Source organism: Burkholderia sp. Tr-862 (assembly GCF_011753085.1).
In the GTDB taxonomy this organism is placed as follows: domain Bacteria; phylum Pseudomonadota; class Gammaproteobacteria; order Burkholderiales; family Burkholderiaceae; genus Burkholderia; species Burkholderia ambifaria.
On sequence record NZ_VWWG01000018.1, the window covers coordinates 17,043 to 31,282 of the forward strand.

Sequence of the window (14,240 nt, forward strand, 5' to 3'; positions counted from 1 at the left end):
GGCCGGCGTGCTTCAGTGGCCGGGCTTGGCCCACCAGGTCGACACGACCCAGCCCTCGGCCGAATAGTACAGCGGCAGCGTTTGCGGATAGCCGAGCGTGCGCTTGTAGGCGATCCGGTGCGTCGTGCTGTACCACTGCGGGACCGCGTAATAGCCGTGCATCAGCACGCGGTCGAGCGCATGCGTCGCGTCGAGCAGGTCATCGCGCGTCTGCGCGGTGCCAAGTGCATGCAGCAACGCGTCGACGGCCGGCGACTTAAGACCGATGAGGTTGTCGGAGCCCGGCTCGTCGGCGAACTTGCTGGCGTAGCGCGAGAACTGCTCGGCACCCGGCACCTGCACGCCCGGCAGGCGGACCGTCGTCATGTCGTAGTCGAACGCGTCGAGCCGCTTTTGCAGCAGCGCGTAATCGGCCGTGCGAAAGCGCGCTTCGATGCCGAGCTTCGCGAGATTGCGCCGATAGGCCGTCACGATGCCTTCCATCGCCGCGCCCGAATCGTCGAGGATCTCGAACTCGAACGGCTCGCCCTGCGCGTTGCGCAGCGCGCCGTCACGGTAGGTCCAGCCGGCCTGCGCGAGCAGCGCGCGTGCCTTCAGCAGGTTCGCGCGCAGCGAGCCCGGCGGGTTCGTGCTCGGTTGCGAGACCATCGGGCCGAACACGGCCGGGTCGAGCTGCGCGCGCAGCGGCTCCAGCAGCTTCAGCTCGCCCGGGCCCGGCGTGCCGGTCGCCTGCAGGTCGGTGTCGGCGAAATAGCTGTCGAGGCGCGTGTATGCGCCATAGAACAACTGGCGGTTCAGCCATTCGAAGTCGAACGCGAGATCGAGCGCCTGGCGCACGCGCACGTCGCGAAACAGCGGCCGGCGCTGGTTCATGAAGAAACCCTGCATGCCCGCGCCGTTGTGCTGGCGGAATTCGCGCTTGACGAGCTCGCCGCTGTCGAAGCGCTTGCCGACGTCGCGCCGCGTCCAGTTGCGCGCGATGTATTCGACCAGCACGTCGTACTCGCCGGCCTTGAACGCCTCGAGACGCGCGACGCCATCGCCGTACAGCTTGTAGACGATCCGCTCGAAGTTGTGGGTGCCGACCCGCACCGGCAGGTCGGCGCCCCAGTACGCGGGATTGCGCCGGTACGTAATGGTGCGGCCGTTGTCGTGGCGCTCGATCAGATACGCGCCGCTGCCGATCGGCTGCTCGAACGCGAGCTGGTCGAACGGAATCCGCGAACCGTCCGCGCGCAGCCCCCACTTGCGCGAGAACACCGGCACGCCGCCGGCGATCAGCGGCAGCTCGCGGTTCGCGCTGCGGAATTCGAACCGCACGGTCGCGCGGTCGATCACGACGGCCTTCGCGATTTCAGCGAAATACGCGCCGAACTGCGGCGCGGCCTGCTTGCTCTTCAGCGTGTCGAACGAAAACCTGACGTCGTCGGCCGTGACCGGGTCGCCGTTCGAGAAGCGCGCGCGCGGGTTCAGGTGGAACGTGACCGAGCGGCGGTCCGGCGCGATCTCGATGTCGTCGGCGAGCAGCCCGTAGGCGGACGCCGGTTCGTCCGAGCTGCCGGTCGTGAGGCTCTCGAACAGCGTATCGATGCCCGGCGCGGGGTTGCCGCGCATCGTGAACGGATTGAACTTGTCGAACGACGTCAGCCGGCTCGGATTCGCGAGCACGAGCGTGCCGCCCTTCGGCGCATCCGGGTTCACGTAGTCGAAATGCCTGAAGCCCGGCGGATATTTCGGCTCGCCGTACTGCGCAATCGCATACGCCGCATGCGCGGCCGTCGCGGCCAGTACCGCCTGTATTGCCCATACTGCTGCGGTGCGGCCGGCGGCGCGGACCGCCTGCGCGGCGCCGGAACGGATGCGCGCGGCGGCGGTCCGGGGCGAACCCTTCGTCATAGAGGCCCTTGTGGGTCGATTGAGGGGATGGAACGTAGGTCGATTCTACCCATTCAATTCGACGCCGAGCCAGCTTGCGGCGCGGTCGTGCGTGACGTTACCGCGCCGCGACCTCCGCGCGCGGCCGGCGCGGGCAAAAGAAAACCGCCACGCGGGCGGTTTTCTGCTGACGCGGCGCACGCGTCACGCGTGCGCGATGTGCACCCTGTGCGCCATCTGTCGATCAGCGCCAGCCGTTGTGGCGGCCGTTATCCCAGTGATCGTGACGACGATCGTCGCCCCAGCCGCGGCCGTGACGGCGATACCACTCGTCGCGCCCCCAGTAGCGGCGGCCGTCCCAGTAGCGATCGCCGTGCCAGCCGATCACGATCGCCGGTGCCGGCGCATAGACGGGCGCCGGTGCATAGACGGGCGCCGGTGCATACACGGGCGCCGGCTGGTAGACGACCGGCGGAGGCGGCGGCGCATACACGGGCGCCGGCGCGACGTAGACCGGAGCCGGCACGCCGACGTTGATCCCGACATTGACTCCCGCCATTGCTGCGCCCGACACGAGCAAGGCCGTCATACCGGTCAAGAGCGAGGCAACACGCAAAGTCTTCATGGATTCCTCTTCGAGTTGTTTCATGTGTGATTCGACTATAACGGCAAGCACCGTGCCCGCATATTTCAAGTTTGTAAGAACTGATGCGCGGGATGGCAACCGGAAGCGCAGCTAACGTCTTGTAACAATTGACTGCGAGCCGCCGCGCCGCGCCCGCCGGACCACATTGCCCGCGGAAATACAAAACGCCCGACGCAGTGCATCGGGCGTTCCAGCGCCTGGATACTGTCAACCTATTCCAGGCCGTGACGAATGCGCATGGAGATCGTCCGCTGCGCCGCGATGCCGCTCAGCGCGACATCATGTTCATGCTCACGTTGTGCATCACCCACAGCGTGCCGACGATCAGGATCGCCGCGGTCAGCACGGTGTAGCTGAACGCCATCACGTTCCAGCGCTGGCCGGACGAGCCGTTCATGTGCAGGAAGTACACGAGGTGCACGACGATCTGCACGAGCGCGAGCGCGGCCAGCGCGATCAGCGATGCGTGCGGCGACAGCACGCCGCCCATCACGAGGCCGAACGACGCGGCCGTGAGCAGCACCGACAGGATGAACCCGGCGACATAGCCGCCGACGCTGCCGTGCCCTTCTTCGAGTTGAGACGAATGCGAATGGGCCATTTAGATCACGCTCGCAAGATAGACAAAAGAAAACACGCAGATCCACACGATGTCGAGGAAGTGCCAGAAAAGGCTCAGGCACGTCAGGCGCCGCAGGTCGCGGTCGGTCAGGTCACCGCCGCGCAATACGATCTGCGCCGCGAGCACGATCATCCACAGCAGGCCGGCCGTCACGTGCAGCCCGTGCGTGCCGACCAGCGTGAAGAACGCGGACAGGAACGCGCTGCGCTGCGGGCCCGCGCCATCCGCGATCAGGTGCGAGAACTCGCGCAGTTCCATCGCGAGGAACGCCGCGCCGAGCACGAACGTCACCGCGAGCCACGCGAGCAGCGCGCCGCGCCGCTGCTTGTACGCGGCCAGCATCGCGAAGCCGTAGGTGATGCTCGACAGCAGCAGCGCGGCGGTTTCGACCGCGACGCCCGGAATGTCGAACAGGTCCTTCGCGGTCGGACCGCCCGCGTGCTGGTTGCCGAGCACCGCGAACGTCGCGAACAGCGCCGCGAAGATCACGCAGTCGGTCATCAGGTACAGCCAGAAGCCGAACACCGAGTGCGACGGCGGATGGTCGTCGTGCTCGAGCAGGGTTGCGCTCAAGGTTTTCTGCAGCATCAGTTGGCCTCCAGTTCCACGTCGTCGACACGCGTGGCCACGCGCGCCGCCGGTTGCTTCTCTTCGATCTTGCGCACTTTCGACGCGGGGATGTAGTAGCCGTCGTTGTCACGCGAGCTGTAGACCACGAGCGTCGCGATGATGCCGACCAGTCCGCCGATCGCCATCCACCAGATGTGCCATACCAGCGCGAAGCCGAGCACCAGGCTGAAGACCGCGATGACGAGACCCGCACACGTGTTCGACGGCATGTGGATGTCGCGGATCGTCGCCGGGTTCGGCCGGCCGTCGCCGCGTGCCTTCATGTCGGCGTACGCGTCCAGCGTGCGCACTTGCGGAAGCACCGCGAAGTTGTAGTCGGCCGGCGGCGACGAGGTCGCCCATTCCAGCGTGCGGCCGCCCCACGGATCGCCCGTGGTGTCGCGATACGCCGGCAGGTTGCGGTTGCGGATGCTGACGACCAGTTGCAGCAGCTGGCAAGCGATGCCGATCGCGATCAGCACGGCGCCGAACGCGGCGACCAGCAGCCACGGATGCCACGCCGGGTTGTCGTAGTGGTTCAGACGACGCGTCATGCCCATGAAGCCGAGCACGTAGAGCGGCACGAACGCGACGTAGAAGCCGACCTGCCAGAACCAGAACGCGGCCTTGCCGAGCTTCTCGTTCAGCTTGAAGCCGAACGCCTTCGGGAACCAGTAGTTGAAGCCCGCGAGATAACCGAACAGCACGCCGCCGATGATCACGTTGTGGAAGTGCGCGATCAGGAACAGGCTGTTGTGCAGCACGAAGTCCGCGCCCGGAATCGCCATCATCACGCCGGTCATGCCGCCGAGCGTGAACGTGACCATGAAGCCGATCGTCCACAGCACGGGCGTCGTGAATTCGATCCGGCCGCGGTACATCGTGAACAGCCAGTTGAATACCTTCACGCCGGTCGGGATCGCGATGATCATCGTCATGATGCCGAAGAACGCGTTCACGTTCGCACCGGACCCCATCGTGAAGAAGTGATGCAGCCACACGAGGAACGACAGCACCATGATCGCGCAAGTCGCGTACACCATCGTCTTGTAGCCGAACAGCGGCTTCTTCGAGAACGTCGCGATGACTTCCGAGAAGATGCCGAACGCCGGCAGGATCAGGATGTACACCTCCGGATGGCCCCACGCCCAGATCAGGTTCAGGTACAGCATCGCGTTGCCGCCGGCTTCGTTCGTGAAGAAGTGCATGCCGAGGTAACGGTCCAGGCCGAGCAGCGCGAGCGTCGCGGTCAGGATCGGGAACGACGCCATGATCAGCACGTTCGTGCAGAGGGCCGTCCACGTGAACACGGGCATCTTCATCAGCGTCATGCCCGGCGCGCGCATCTTGATAATCGTCACGAAGAAGTTCACGCCGGTCAGCAGCGTGCCGACGCCCGAGATCTGCAGCGCCCACAGGTAGTAGTCGACCCCTACCCCCGGACTGAACTGCAGCTCCGAGAGCGGCGGATACGCGAGCCAGCCCGTCTGCGCGAACTCGCCGATCACGAGCGACACGTTGATCAGGATCGCGCTGACCGCCGTCATCCAGAAGGACAGCGAGTTGATGAACGGGAACGCGACGTCACGCGCACCGATCTGCAGCGGCACGACCAGGTTCATCAGGCCGACCATGAACACCATCGCCATGAAGAAGATCATGATCACGCCGTGTGCCGTGAAGATCTGGTCATAGTGGTGCGGCGGCAGGTAGCCGGGCGCGTTGTACGCGAGCGCGAGCTGCATGCGCATCATGATCGCGTCGGCGAAGCCGCGCAGCAGCATGATCAGCGCGACGATGATGTACATCACGCCGAGCTTCTTGTGGTCGACCGTCGTCAGCCATTCCGTCCACAGCCACTTCCAGCGGCCGGTGATCGTCAGCGCGGCGAGGATGCCCAGCACGACCAGCCCCATGAAGGCGCCGGCCACCATGATGATGGGCTGATCGAACGGGATCGCCGATAGTGTGAGTTTTCCGAACATGCGTTACCCCTTCGTGCCGCAGGCGGCGTCCTTCAGGTCGAGAACGTGGCCGTCGTTGTATTTCGCGATGATGTTGTGGAAGAGCCGCGGATCGACCGACGAGAAGTAGCGCACGGGCGCCTTCTCGCTCGGCTGCGCGACGGTGCCGTACACGGTCGCGTCGAGCCGCTCGGGCGAGGCCTTCACCTTCTGCACCCATGCGTCGAACTGCTCGCGCGGCTCGGCGAGCGTGCGGAACTTCATGTCGGAGAAGCCGCGGCCGCTGAAGTTGGCGGACGTGCCCGCGTAGTCGCCGGCTTCGTCGGCGATCAGGTGCAGGCGCGTCTGCATGCCGGCCATCGCGTAGACCTGGCCGCCCAGCTGCGGAATGAAGAACGAGTTCATCACCGAATCCGACGTGATGCGGAAGTTCACCGGCGTGCCGACCGGAATCGCGAGCTGGTTCACTGACGCGATGCCGAGTTCCGGGTAGATGAACAGCCACTTCCAGTCGAGCGCGACGACCTCGACGTCGATCGGCTTCACCGACGACTCGAGGGGCTTGTACGGATCGAGCTCATGCGTGGTTTTCCACGTGAGCACGCCGAGGAACAGGATGATCAGCGTCGGCACCGTCCAGATCACGACCTCGATCGCGGTCGAGTGCGACCAGTTCGGCGCATAGGTGGCGTTGCGGTTCGATGCGCGGTAACGCCACGCGAACCACAGCGTGAGCAGGATCACCGGCACGACGACGACCAGCATCGCCCATGTCGAGGTGGCGATCAGCGCCTTTTCGGCAGCGCCGACGCTTCCTTTCGGATTTAGTACATCTAACTTACAACCTGACAGGCTTAGCGCCGCGCCGATCGACATCAGCGCAATCCAGCCTTTTGAAGCTCTTCTTTTCATCACACCGCCCGAGGGTCATTGAATCTGTTGCGTATGCCCGATGCGCATTCGATCCACGAAAGTGGCCGAATCATACGTCGCGCGGGTGCGATGAAAAACCGGTGGATGCGGCAAATCATCATTGCAGAATCTGTTGTGAGACAGATTGTCGCGGGGCAATTTCACGCAGCCGGAAGCCGGCCGCGAGCCGACCTGAATGAGGCTGAAAACCCGGAGACAACGTTCGCGCGCGCCCCGATGGATGTGCGCACAACGACCGCATCGTCGTGCGATGCAGTCGTCGTGCGCGAAGTCCCGCGATTCAGCCGTGCGCCGATGCCATGAACGCCGGCTGCGCCGGTGCAAGGCCGTCCCCGGCCGGCAGCTTCGAACGGCTGGCGTCCTCGATCAGCCGCGCGACGGTCGGATCGATCACGTCGGTGAACGGCTTCGGATCGACGCCGACCATCAGCACGATCAGCGCGAGCGACGCGAACATCACGATCTCGCGGCGGCTGAGGTCGGCGAGCTTCGCGATGCGCGGGCTGGCGATCTTCCCGAACACGACGCGCTTGACCATCCAAAGCGTGTACGACGCGCTGAGAATCAGCGTGAGCGCGGCGATTGCGCCGATCCAGAAGTTGACGCGGATCGCGCCCATGATGACCATGAACTCGCCGACGAAACCCGACGTGCCCGGCAGGCCGACGTTGGCCATCGCGAACAGCAGCGCGAACGTCGCGAAGCGCGGCATCACGCCCGCCACGCCGCCGTACGCGCCGATCTCGCGCTGCTTCGTGCGATCGACCAGCACGCTCACGCAGAGCAGCATTGCGCCCGCGACGAAGCCGTACGACACGAGCTGCACGATCGCGCCTTCGACGCCGATCTGGTTGAACAAGAACAGCCCGAGCGTGACGATCCCCATGTGCGCGACCGTCGAATACGCGAGCAGCTTGCCGAGGTCAGTCTGCGCGAGTGCGATCAGGCTCGCGTAGACGATCGCGAACAGCGACAGCGCGATCACGGCGGGCGCGAAGAAGTGGCTCGCGTCCGGCGTGATCGGCAGCGCGAAGCGCAGGAAGCCGTAACCGCCGAGCTTGAGCATCGCGAGCATCAGCGCGGCGCCCGTCGGGCCATCCGTGTAGACGTCTCGCAGCCACGTATGAACCGGCCACATCGGCACCTTGACCGCGAACGCGGCGAAGAAACCGAGAAACACCAGCAGCTGCGGCGCGAAGCCGAGCTGCAGTGTGCGCCATGCGTTCATGTCGAACGTGTGCGACTTCGCGAACAGGTACAGCATCGCCATCAACAGCAGCAGCGAACCCGCGAACGAGATGAAGAAGAATTTCACGGCCGCGTAGACGCGATGCTCCCTGCCCCACGTGCCGATCAGCAGGTACAGCGGAATCAGCGTCGCCTCGAAGAAGATGAAGAACAGCAGCCCGTCCTGCGCGACGAACACGCCGACCATCAGCCCTGACAGGATCAGGAACGACGCGTAGTACTGCGCGACGCGCACCGTGACCGATTCCCAGGACGCGATCACGACGACGAGCGTCGTGAAGGCGGTCAGCACGACGAGCCACAGCGACGCGCCGTCGATCCCGACGCGCCAGCCGGCGTTGAAGGCCGCCAGCCAGTCGCGGGTTTCGGCGAACTGCATCGCGGCCGAGTGCGAATCGAAACCGGTGACGAGCGGCACGACGGCGGCCAGCCCCGCGAGCCCGCCGACGAGCGCGATCAGTCTCGTGCGATGCGGATGACGGTCGGAACCGGCGCGCAGCAGGCACGCGCCGAACAGGATCGGAACCCAGATCGCCAGGCTCAGAAAGGGGAAATCATGCATGTCAACAGGCCTTGAGAGGGTCGCGCGCTGTAGTGGGAACAGACGTGACGATGGGAACGAAATCAAATCGACAGCTAGATTTCGCGGATCGCCAATGTTGGCAAAATGTAAAGCGGGATCAGGGCAAAGCTTGATGCCGCTCAAACGCAATCGGGTTTACCAGCATAAAGCGGTTGATTATTTTTTGCAGCGCAGCAGAGCTTCGTTTTATGTCCTGCAGATAGGCTTCTGATTTTTATGAGTAATTTTTTGTAGTGCGGAGCAGCGTCGATCGCACCGATCGGTGCGATGCCGCATTTTTTTTCGGAAGCGCGGCGCGTCGGGGCGCAAGAACGGAATGTGGGGAGCGATGAATGAGAGCGATCCGAACCTTACACGGCTACTTTCATTTTTATTTCAATGAGTGCCGATCGCCGCGAGTCGCAACATCGGAAGTCGCCGCGGATGTCGACGAATCCGTCGACAGGTTGATGCGCGCCGTATCCGAAAGGAAGCGGGAAAAAGAAAAAGCCCCGCAAGTCCGAGAACTTGCGGGGCTTTGTCACCGCTTTTGGCGGAGACGGAGGGATTCGAACCCTCGATCCAGGTTTTGGCCCAGATGCTCCCTTAGCAGGGGAGTGCCTTCGACCTCTCGGCCACGTCTCCCAAACTTTCGCTCGCACCAGGGAGGCAGTGCGACGAGAACGAAATAATATAGGGTTTCGAACCGCTCGTCAATTTCCGTGATGCATTTTCTTCAATGCATCACAAATAAATTCACGCTGCCTGCTCGAGTTCGAATGCCTTGTGCAGCGCGCGGACGGCCAGCTCCATGTATTTCTCGTCGATCAGCACCGAAATCTTGATCTCGGACGTCGAGATCATCTGGATGTTGATGCCCTCTTCCGACAGCGTGCGGAACATCTTGCTCGCGACGCCCACGTGCGAACGCATGCCGACGCCGACCACCGACACCTTCGACACCTTCGGGTCGCCCTGCACGCGCTCGGCGCTCACATGGCCCTGCACCTGGTTGGTGAGGATGTCCATCGCCTTCTGGTAGTCGCCGCGACCGACCGTGAACGTGAAGTCGGTCTTGCCTTCGACGCTCTGGTTCTGGATGATCATGTCGACGTCGACGTTCGCGTCGGCGACCGGGCCGAGGATCTGATACGCGATGCCCGGCTTGTCGGGCACGCCCATCACCGCAATGCGTGCTTCGTCGCGCTGGAACGCGATGCCGGAAATGACTGCCTTTTCCATGGTCTCGTCTTCTTCAAAAGTAATCAGGGTGCCCGAGCGCATTTCTTCGTCGAGCGCAATCAGCGGATCGGTCAGGCTCGACAGCACACGCGTCTTCACCTGGTATTTGCCGGCGAATTCGACCGAGCGGATCTGCAGGACCTTCGAGCCGAGGCTGGCCATTTCCAGCATTTCCTCGAACGTCACGCGATCGAGGCGTCGCGCCTCTTCGACCACGCGCGGGTCGGTCGTGTAGACGCCGTCGACGTCCGTGTAGATCAGGCACTCTGCGGCATCCAGCGCGGCCGCGACCGCCACCGCCGACGTGTCCGAGCCGCCGCGGCCCAGCGTCGTGATGTGGCCGTCCGGATCGACGCCCTGGAAACCCGTGATGATCACGACCTTGCCGGCGTTCAGATCGGCCTTCACCCGCTCGTCGTCGATCGAGTGGATACGCGCCTTCGTGTACGCGTTGTCCGTCTTGATCGGCACTTGCCAGCCGGCATAGCTCACGGCTTCGACGCCGATTTCCTGCAGCGCGATCGACAGCAGGCCGACGCTGACCTGCTCGCCGGTCGACGCGATCATGTCGAGCTCACGCGGGCTCGGCTGGCTCGAAATCTCTTTCGCGAGACCGAGCAGACGGTTGGTTTCGCCGGACATCGCGGACGGCACGACCACCATCTGGTGCCCGGCCTGATGCCATTTTGCGACGCGTTTCGCGACGTTCTTGATGCGCTCGACCGAGCCCATCGAAGTGCCGCCGTATTTGTGTACGATGAGTGCCATTGTCGTTCTGAACTGGAGGAGAAACCGCACGGGCGCGCTGGGCAGGCCGCGTTGCCGTTCGGTCACGCGGCTTGTGGCTGTGGACGGACGACGAGAGGGACGGCTGGGACGCAACACGCAAGCGTGACGGATTTTGCCCGGAAGGCCGATCAGGCCGCGCAAACCGGGTACGTCACGCGGAAAACCTGCACAAAACGCTCAAAAATCGAGCCGAGCAAACGTCCGAGCGTACCCGATAGAGGCCCGCTTGACAAGCCGCTCGCCGGTTTGGCAGGCGTTCCGGCGCTGTTTACCAAATGGTGAAAACCGGCGCGCGATCACGCGGCCGCAAGCATGCCGCCGCTACGCGATCAGCAGGTCGGGACGCCACTCGATCCGGCGCCATCCACCGTCGCCGGAGAGCCCGTCGCCGGATAGCCCGTCGCCATGATTCACGCCGAGCCGCGGCACGTAGACGAGCCGGTCGCCCGCGAACAGCAGCGGCACGTCGCGCCGCCAGGCCGGCACGCCGCGCTCCTGGAACAGGTTCTTCAGCGTGCGCCCCGGGCCGCCGGGCGACGTACGCAGCCGCTCGCCGCCCGCCCGGGCGCGCACGACGAGCGTCGCACCGCGCAGCAGCGCCTCCGGCACCGCCCCGTCGCTGCCGGCCTCGGCCGGCGCGAACACGAACGTGCCGCGCCACGCCGGCACGCGCCAGACTTCCTGTCCGTCCCATGCGAGCGAGGACTCGGGACGCGGCATCCCGGTGCCGTCGTCGGCCGGGTCGGCACTGTCGCCCGCCTCCCAGTACACGACATCGCGATAGAGTCGCAGGCACTGCCCCGCGTGATCGACCCGCAGCGCATGCGCGTCGTGCGCATCGCGCAGTTGCCGCATCATGTTCGCGAGCCGGCCTGCCGACGCACTGGGCAAGCCGAGCCGGCGCATCCAGAAACGCAGCAGGTTCGCGCCGCGCGTGTCGTCGAACGCGACCAGCGCATCGCGCGACAGCGCACGGCCGTCGTCGCACGCGGCGCCGGCGAAATCCAGTTCGGCCAGGTCGTCGAGCAGCCGCTGCGCCGCGGCCGCATGCTGGGCCGCACGGCCCAGCGCATCGCGAAAGCCCGGGAAGTGCATGGCGAGCGTCGGCAACACGTCGATGCGCAACGCATTACGCGCGTAGCGCGTGTCGCCGTTCGATTCGTCGTCGATCCACGCGAGCTCGCGCTGCGCCGCGTAGCGCTCCAGTTGGGCACGCAACAATCGCAGGAACGGCCGCACGCGCTCGACGCTCGCGCCGTCGGGGCGATAGCGCGGCGCCATCGCGGCCAGGCCCGCGATCCCCGCGCCGCGCAACAGTTGCAGCAGCACGGTCTCGGCCTGGTCGTCCGCATGCTGCGCGACCCAGAGCGCCGCCACGCCGTGACGCTCGCACATCGCATCGAGCGCCGCATAGCGACGCTCGCGGGCGGTCGCCTCGATGCCGAGGCCGCTGTCGCGCGCCACGTCGACACGCTCCGATTCGAACGTGACACCAAGTCGCTCGGCCGTCGCTTGCGCATGCGCCACCCAGGCGTCGGCGTTCGCACTCAGGCCGTGATGCACGTGCAGCGCGACGCAGCGCGACGCGCCGGCCATGCGCACGGCCGCATCGAGCAGCACCGTCGAGTCGAGGCCGCCGCTGTACGCGATCGCGATGCGCGCATCGGCCGGCAGATCGGCAAGCGCCACGCCGACCGCGTCGAGTACGACGCGGTCGGCGAAGAGTTCGGTCGGGGGGATCACGAGATGGACGCGCGCCGGACGGCGCGCGATGTGAACACGCCGGTCATGCGCCGGGCGTGGTTTCCTTGAACTTGCCGTAGGCCATCAGGCGCTCGAAGCGGCGCTCGCGCAGCGCATCGATGCTCATGCCCTGGAACTGGCGCAGCGAATCGGCAAGCGCCCGGCGCAGCAGCGCGGCCATGCCCTTCGGATCGCGGTGCGCGCCGCCGAGCGGCTCGTTGATGATCTTGTCGATCAGGCCGAGCGCCTTCAGGCGATGGGCGGTCAGGCCCAGTGCTTCCGCGGCTTCGGGCGCCTTCGCGGCACTCTTCCACAGGATCGACGCGCAGCCTTCCGGCGAGATCACCGAGTAGGTCGAGAACTGCAGCATCATCACGGTGTCGGCCACGGCGATCGCGAGCGCACCGCCCGAGCCGCCCTCGCCGATCACGGTCGTGATGATCGGCGTCTTCAGTTCGGCCATCACGTACAGATTGCGGCCGATCGCTTCCGACTGGCCGCGCTCTTCCGCGCCGATGCCCGGATAGGCGCCCGGCGTATCGACGAACGTGAAGATCGGCAGCCCGAACTTCTCGGCGAGACGCATCAGGCGCTCGGCCTTGCGATAGCCTTCCGGACGCGGCATCCCGAAGTTGCGCGCCGCGCGCTCCTTCGTGTCGCGGCCCTTCTGGTGGCCGATCACCATGCACGGATGGCCGCCGAAGCGCGCGAGACCGCCGACGATCGACAGGTCATCTGCGAATGCGCGGTCGCCATGCAGTTCGTGAAAATCGGTAAACAGTTCCGCAACGTAATCGAGCGTGTACGGACGCTGCGGATGACGCGCGATCTGCGAGACCTGCCACGGCGACAGGTTCGCGTAGAGGTCCTTCGTCAGTTGCTGGCTCTTCTTCGACAGCCGCTCGATTTCTTCCGAAATATCGACAGCCGAGTCGTCCTGCACGAATCGCAACTCTTCGATCTTGGCCTCGAGTTCGGCGATCGGCTGTTCGAAATCCAGAAACGTGGTCTTCATGTGTTCGAATCCTTGGGTCTTGCGGCAGCGCGTATTCTACCCGCGCGGGCGATGTGCAAAACCGGCTCTCAACTATTGATGTTTAAAACCCGATAGCCATCAATCGGCGTCGGGCGCGTCGAGGCTGCGCCACATGTACCAGGTCGCGACGGTACGCCACGGCTCCCAGTTGGCGGCCACCTCGCGCGCCTCGCTGCGCGTGACGGGCTCCCCGCTGAAGTAATTGACGCTGATCGCGCGGATCAGGCCCGGATCGTCGAGCGGCAGGACGTCCGGCCGCGACAGGTTGAAGATCAGGAACATCTCGGCCGTCCAGCGACTGATGCCGCGGATCTGCGTGAGTTCCGCGATCACATCCTCGTCGTCCATCGACGTCCATTTGTCGACGTGCAGCGCGCCGGACACGAAGTGTTGCGCGAGATCGAGAATGTATTCCGTCTTGCGCTTCGACAGCCCGCATGCGATCAGCTTGTCCGCGCCGAGCCGGATGACCGGCTGCGGTGCGAGTTTCGGACACGCATCCTCGATGCGCGCCCACAGCGCCTGCGCGGACGGCACCGAGATCTGCTGACCGACGACCGAACGCGCGAGCGTGACGAACGGGTCGCCGCGCTTCACGAGATGCGCGGGACCGAACTTCGGGATCAGTTTCTTCAGGATGCGGTCGCGCTTGACGAGATCGGCGCACGCCTTGTCCCAGTAAGCGGGACGCACGACGCCATCGGCGCCGTCGGCTGCCCCATCGGATGCACGCACCTTGCGCACCGCATCGGCGGCCGCCATCGCGGCCTCCGGCTGCGCCGCGTCCGCGCCCTTCGCGCGCGCGGGCCTCGCATGACCGTTGAGCGCGCCGTTCGGCACGGCGCGCGTCGCGTCCGTCTTCGCCGCCGGCGCGCGCCTGGCTGCCGGACGCGCGGCGACCGGGGTCGCGCGCCTGACCGGCGCTTTTCTTGCCGTTGCCATCTTGCCTCCTACCTGACGGATCGGTCAGT

11 protein-coding genes and 1 tRNA gene are annotated in these 14,240 nt (G+C 65.3%); all 12 read right to left on the minus strand.

Going from position 1 to position 14,240, the window contains the following annotated elements:
- Nucleotides 1-12 precede the first annotated feature (12 nt).
- Nucleotides 13-1,896, minus strand: a complete 1,884-nt coding sequence (locus F3J14_RS08505) for an extracellular solute-binding protein (protein WP_166722598.1) — start codon at nt 1,894-1,896, stop codon at nt 13-15.
- Between the two features lie 223 nt (nt 1,897-2,119).
- On the minus strand, nt 2,120-2,500 hold the full coding sequence (locus F3J14_RS08510) for a hypothetical protein (RefSeq protein WP_166722631.1): 381 nt from the start codon (nt 2,498-2,500) through the stop codon (nt 2,120-2,122).
- A 289-nt stretch (nt 2,501-2,789) separates the two neighbouring features.
- The gene (cyoD, locus tag F3J14_RS08515) at nt 2,790-3,122 is read right to left on the minus strand and encodes a cytochrome o ubiquinol oxidase subunit IV (RefSeq protein ID WP_006753713.1); all 333 of its coding nucleotides are present in this window, start codon (nt 3,120-3,122) and stop codon (nt 2,790-2,792) included.
- On the minus strand, nt 3,123-3,731 hold the full coding sequence (gene cyoC / locus F3J14_RS08520; protein ID WP_166722599.1) for a cytochrome o ubiquinol oxidase subunit III: 609 nt from the start codon (nt 3,729-3,731) through the stop codon (nt 3,123-3,125).
- Nucleotides 3,731-5,737: a cytochrome o ubiquinol oxidase subunit I gene (gene cyoB, locus F3J14_RS08525; RefSeq protein ID WP_166722600.1), complete on the minus strand. Its 2,007-nt coding sequence runs from the start codon at nt 5,735-5,737 to the stop codon at nt 3,731-3,733. Before cyoB ends, cyoC begins: the two co-directional genes overlap by 1 nt.
- 3 nt (nt 5,738-5,740) lie before the next feature.
- A complete protein-coding gene (gene cyoA, locus F3J14_RS08530) occupies nt 5,741-6,628 on the minus strand; it encodes a ubiquinol oxidase subunit II (RefSeq protein WP_041489828.1) in 888 nt (295 codons plus the stop codon).
- Between the two features lie 301 nt (nt 6,629-6,929).
- Nucleotides 6,930-8,459, minus strand: coding sequence for an NADH-quinone oxidoreductase subunit M (locus F3J14_RS08535; RefSeq protein WP_166722601.1), 1,530 nt, complete (start codon nt 8,457-8,459; stop codon nt 6,930-6,932).
- A gap of 551 nt (nt 8,460-9,010) precedes the next feature.
- A tRNA-Ser gene (locus tag F3J14_RS08540) sits at nt 9,011-9,104 on the minus strand.
- Nucleotides 9,105-9,215: 111 nt separating this feature from the next.
- Nucleotides 9,216-10,469 carry an aspartate kinase gene (locus F3J14_RS08545; RefSeq protein WP_166722602.1) on the minus strand — a complete coding sequence of 418 codons (1,254 nt, stop codon included), beginning with the start codon at nt 10,467-10,469 and terminating at the stop codon, nt 9,216-9,218.
- Nucleotides 10,470-10,811: 342 nt separating this feature from the next.
- Nucleotides 10,812-12,233: a tRNA lysidine(34) synthetase TilS gene (tilS, locus tag F3J14_RS08550; RefSeq protein ID WP_166722603.1), complete on the minus strand. Its 1,422-nt coding sequence runs from the start codon at nt 12,231-12,233 to the stop codon at nt 10,812-10,814.
- A gap of 43 nt (nt 12,234-12,276) precedes the next feature.
- Complete coding sequence (locus F3J14_RS08555) at nt 12,277-13,248, minus strand: acetyl-CoA carboxylase carboxyltransferase subunit alpha (protein ID WP_006478433.1); 972 nt, start codon at nt 13,246-13,248, stop codon at nt 12,277-12,279.
- A gap of 99 nt (nt 13,249-13,347) precedes the next feature.
- Nucleotides 13,348-14,211, minus strand: coding sequence for a DNA-3-methyladenine glycosylase (locus F3J14_RS08560; protein ID WP_166722604.1), 864 nt, complete (start codon nt 14,209-14,211; stop codon nt 13,348-13,350).
- Between the last annotated feature and the right edge of the window lie 29 nt (nt 14,212-14,240).

Coding starts and splice junctions, on each gene's coding strand:
- cyoC (WP_166722599.1), bottom strand. CDS start 3,731: ATGCTGCAGAAAACCTTGAGCGCAACCCTGCTCGAGCACGACGACCAT.
- cyoA (WP_041489828.1), bottom strand. CDS start 6,628: ATGAAAAGAAGAGCTTCAAAAGGCTGGATTGCGCTGATGTCGATCGGC.
- F3J14_RS08545 (WP_166722602.1), bottom strand. CDS start 10,469: ATGGCACTCATCGTACACAAATACGGCGGCACTTCGATGGGCTCGGTC.
- cyoB (WP_166722600.1), bottom strand. CDS start 5,737: ATGTTCGGAAAACTCACACTATCGGCGATCCCGTTCGATCAGCCCATC.
- cyoD (WP_006753713.1), bottom strand. CDS start 3,122: ATGGCCCATTCGCATTCGTCTCAACTCGAAGAAGGGCACGGCAGCGTC.
- F3J14_RS08535 (WP_166722601.1), bottom strand. CDS start 8,459: ATGCATGATTTCCCCTTTCTGAGCCTGGCGATCTGGGTTCCGATCCTG.
- F3J14_RS08560 (WP_166722604.1), bottom strand. CDS start 14,211: ATGGCAACGGCAAGAAAAGCGCCGGTCAGGCGCGCGACCCCGGTCGCC.
- F3J14_RS08555 (WP_006478433.1), bottom strand. CDS start 13,248: ATGAAGACCACGTTTCTGGATTTCGAACAGCCGATCGCCGAACTCGAG.
- F3J14_RS08510 (WP_166722631.1), bottom strand. CDS start 2,500: ATGAAGACTTTGCGTGTTGCCTCGCTCTTGACCGGTATGACGGCCTTG.
- F3J14_RS08505 (WP_166722598.1), bottom strand. CDS start 1,896: ATGACGAAGGGTTCGCCCCGGACCGCCGCCGCGCGCATCCGTTCCGGC.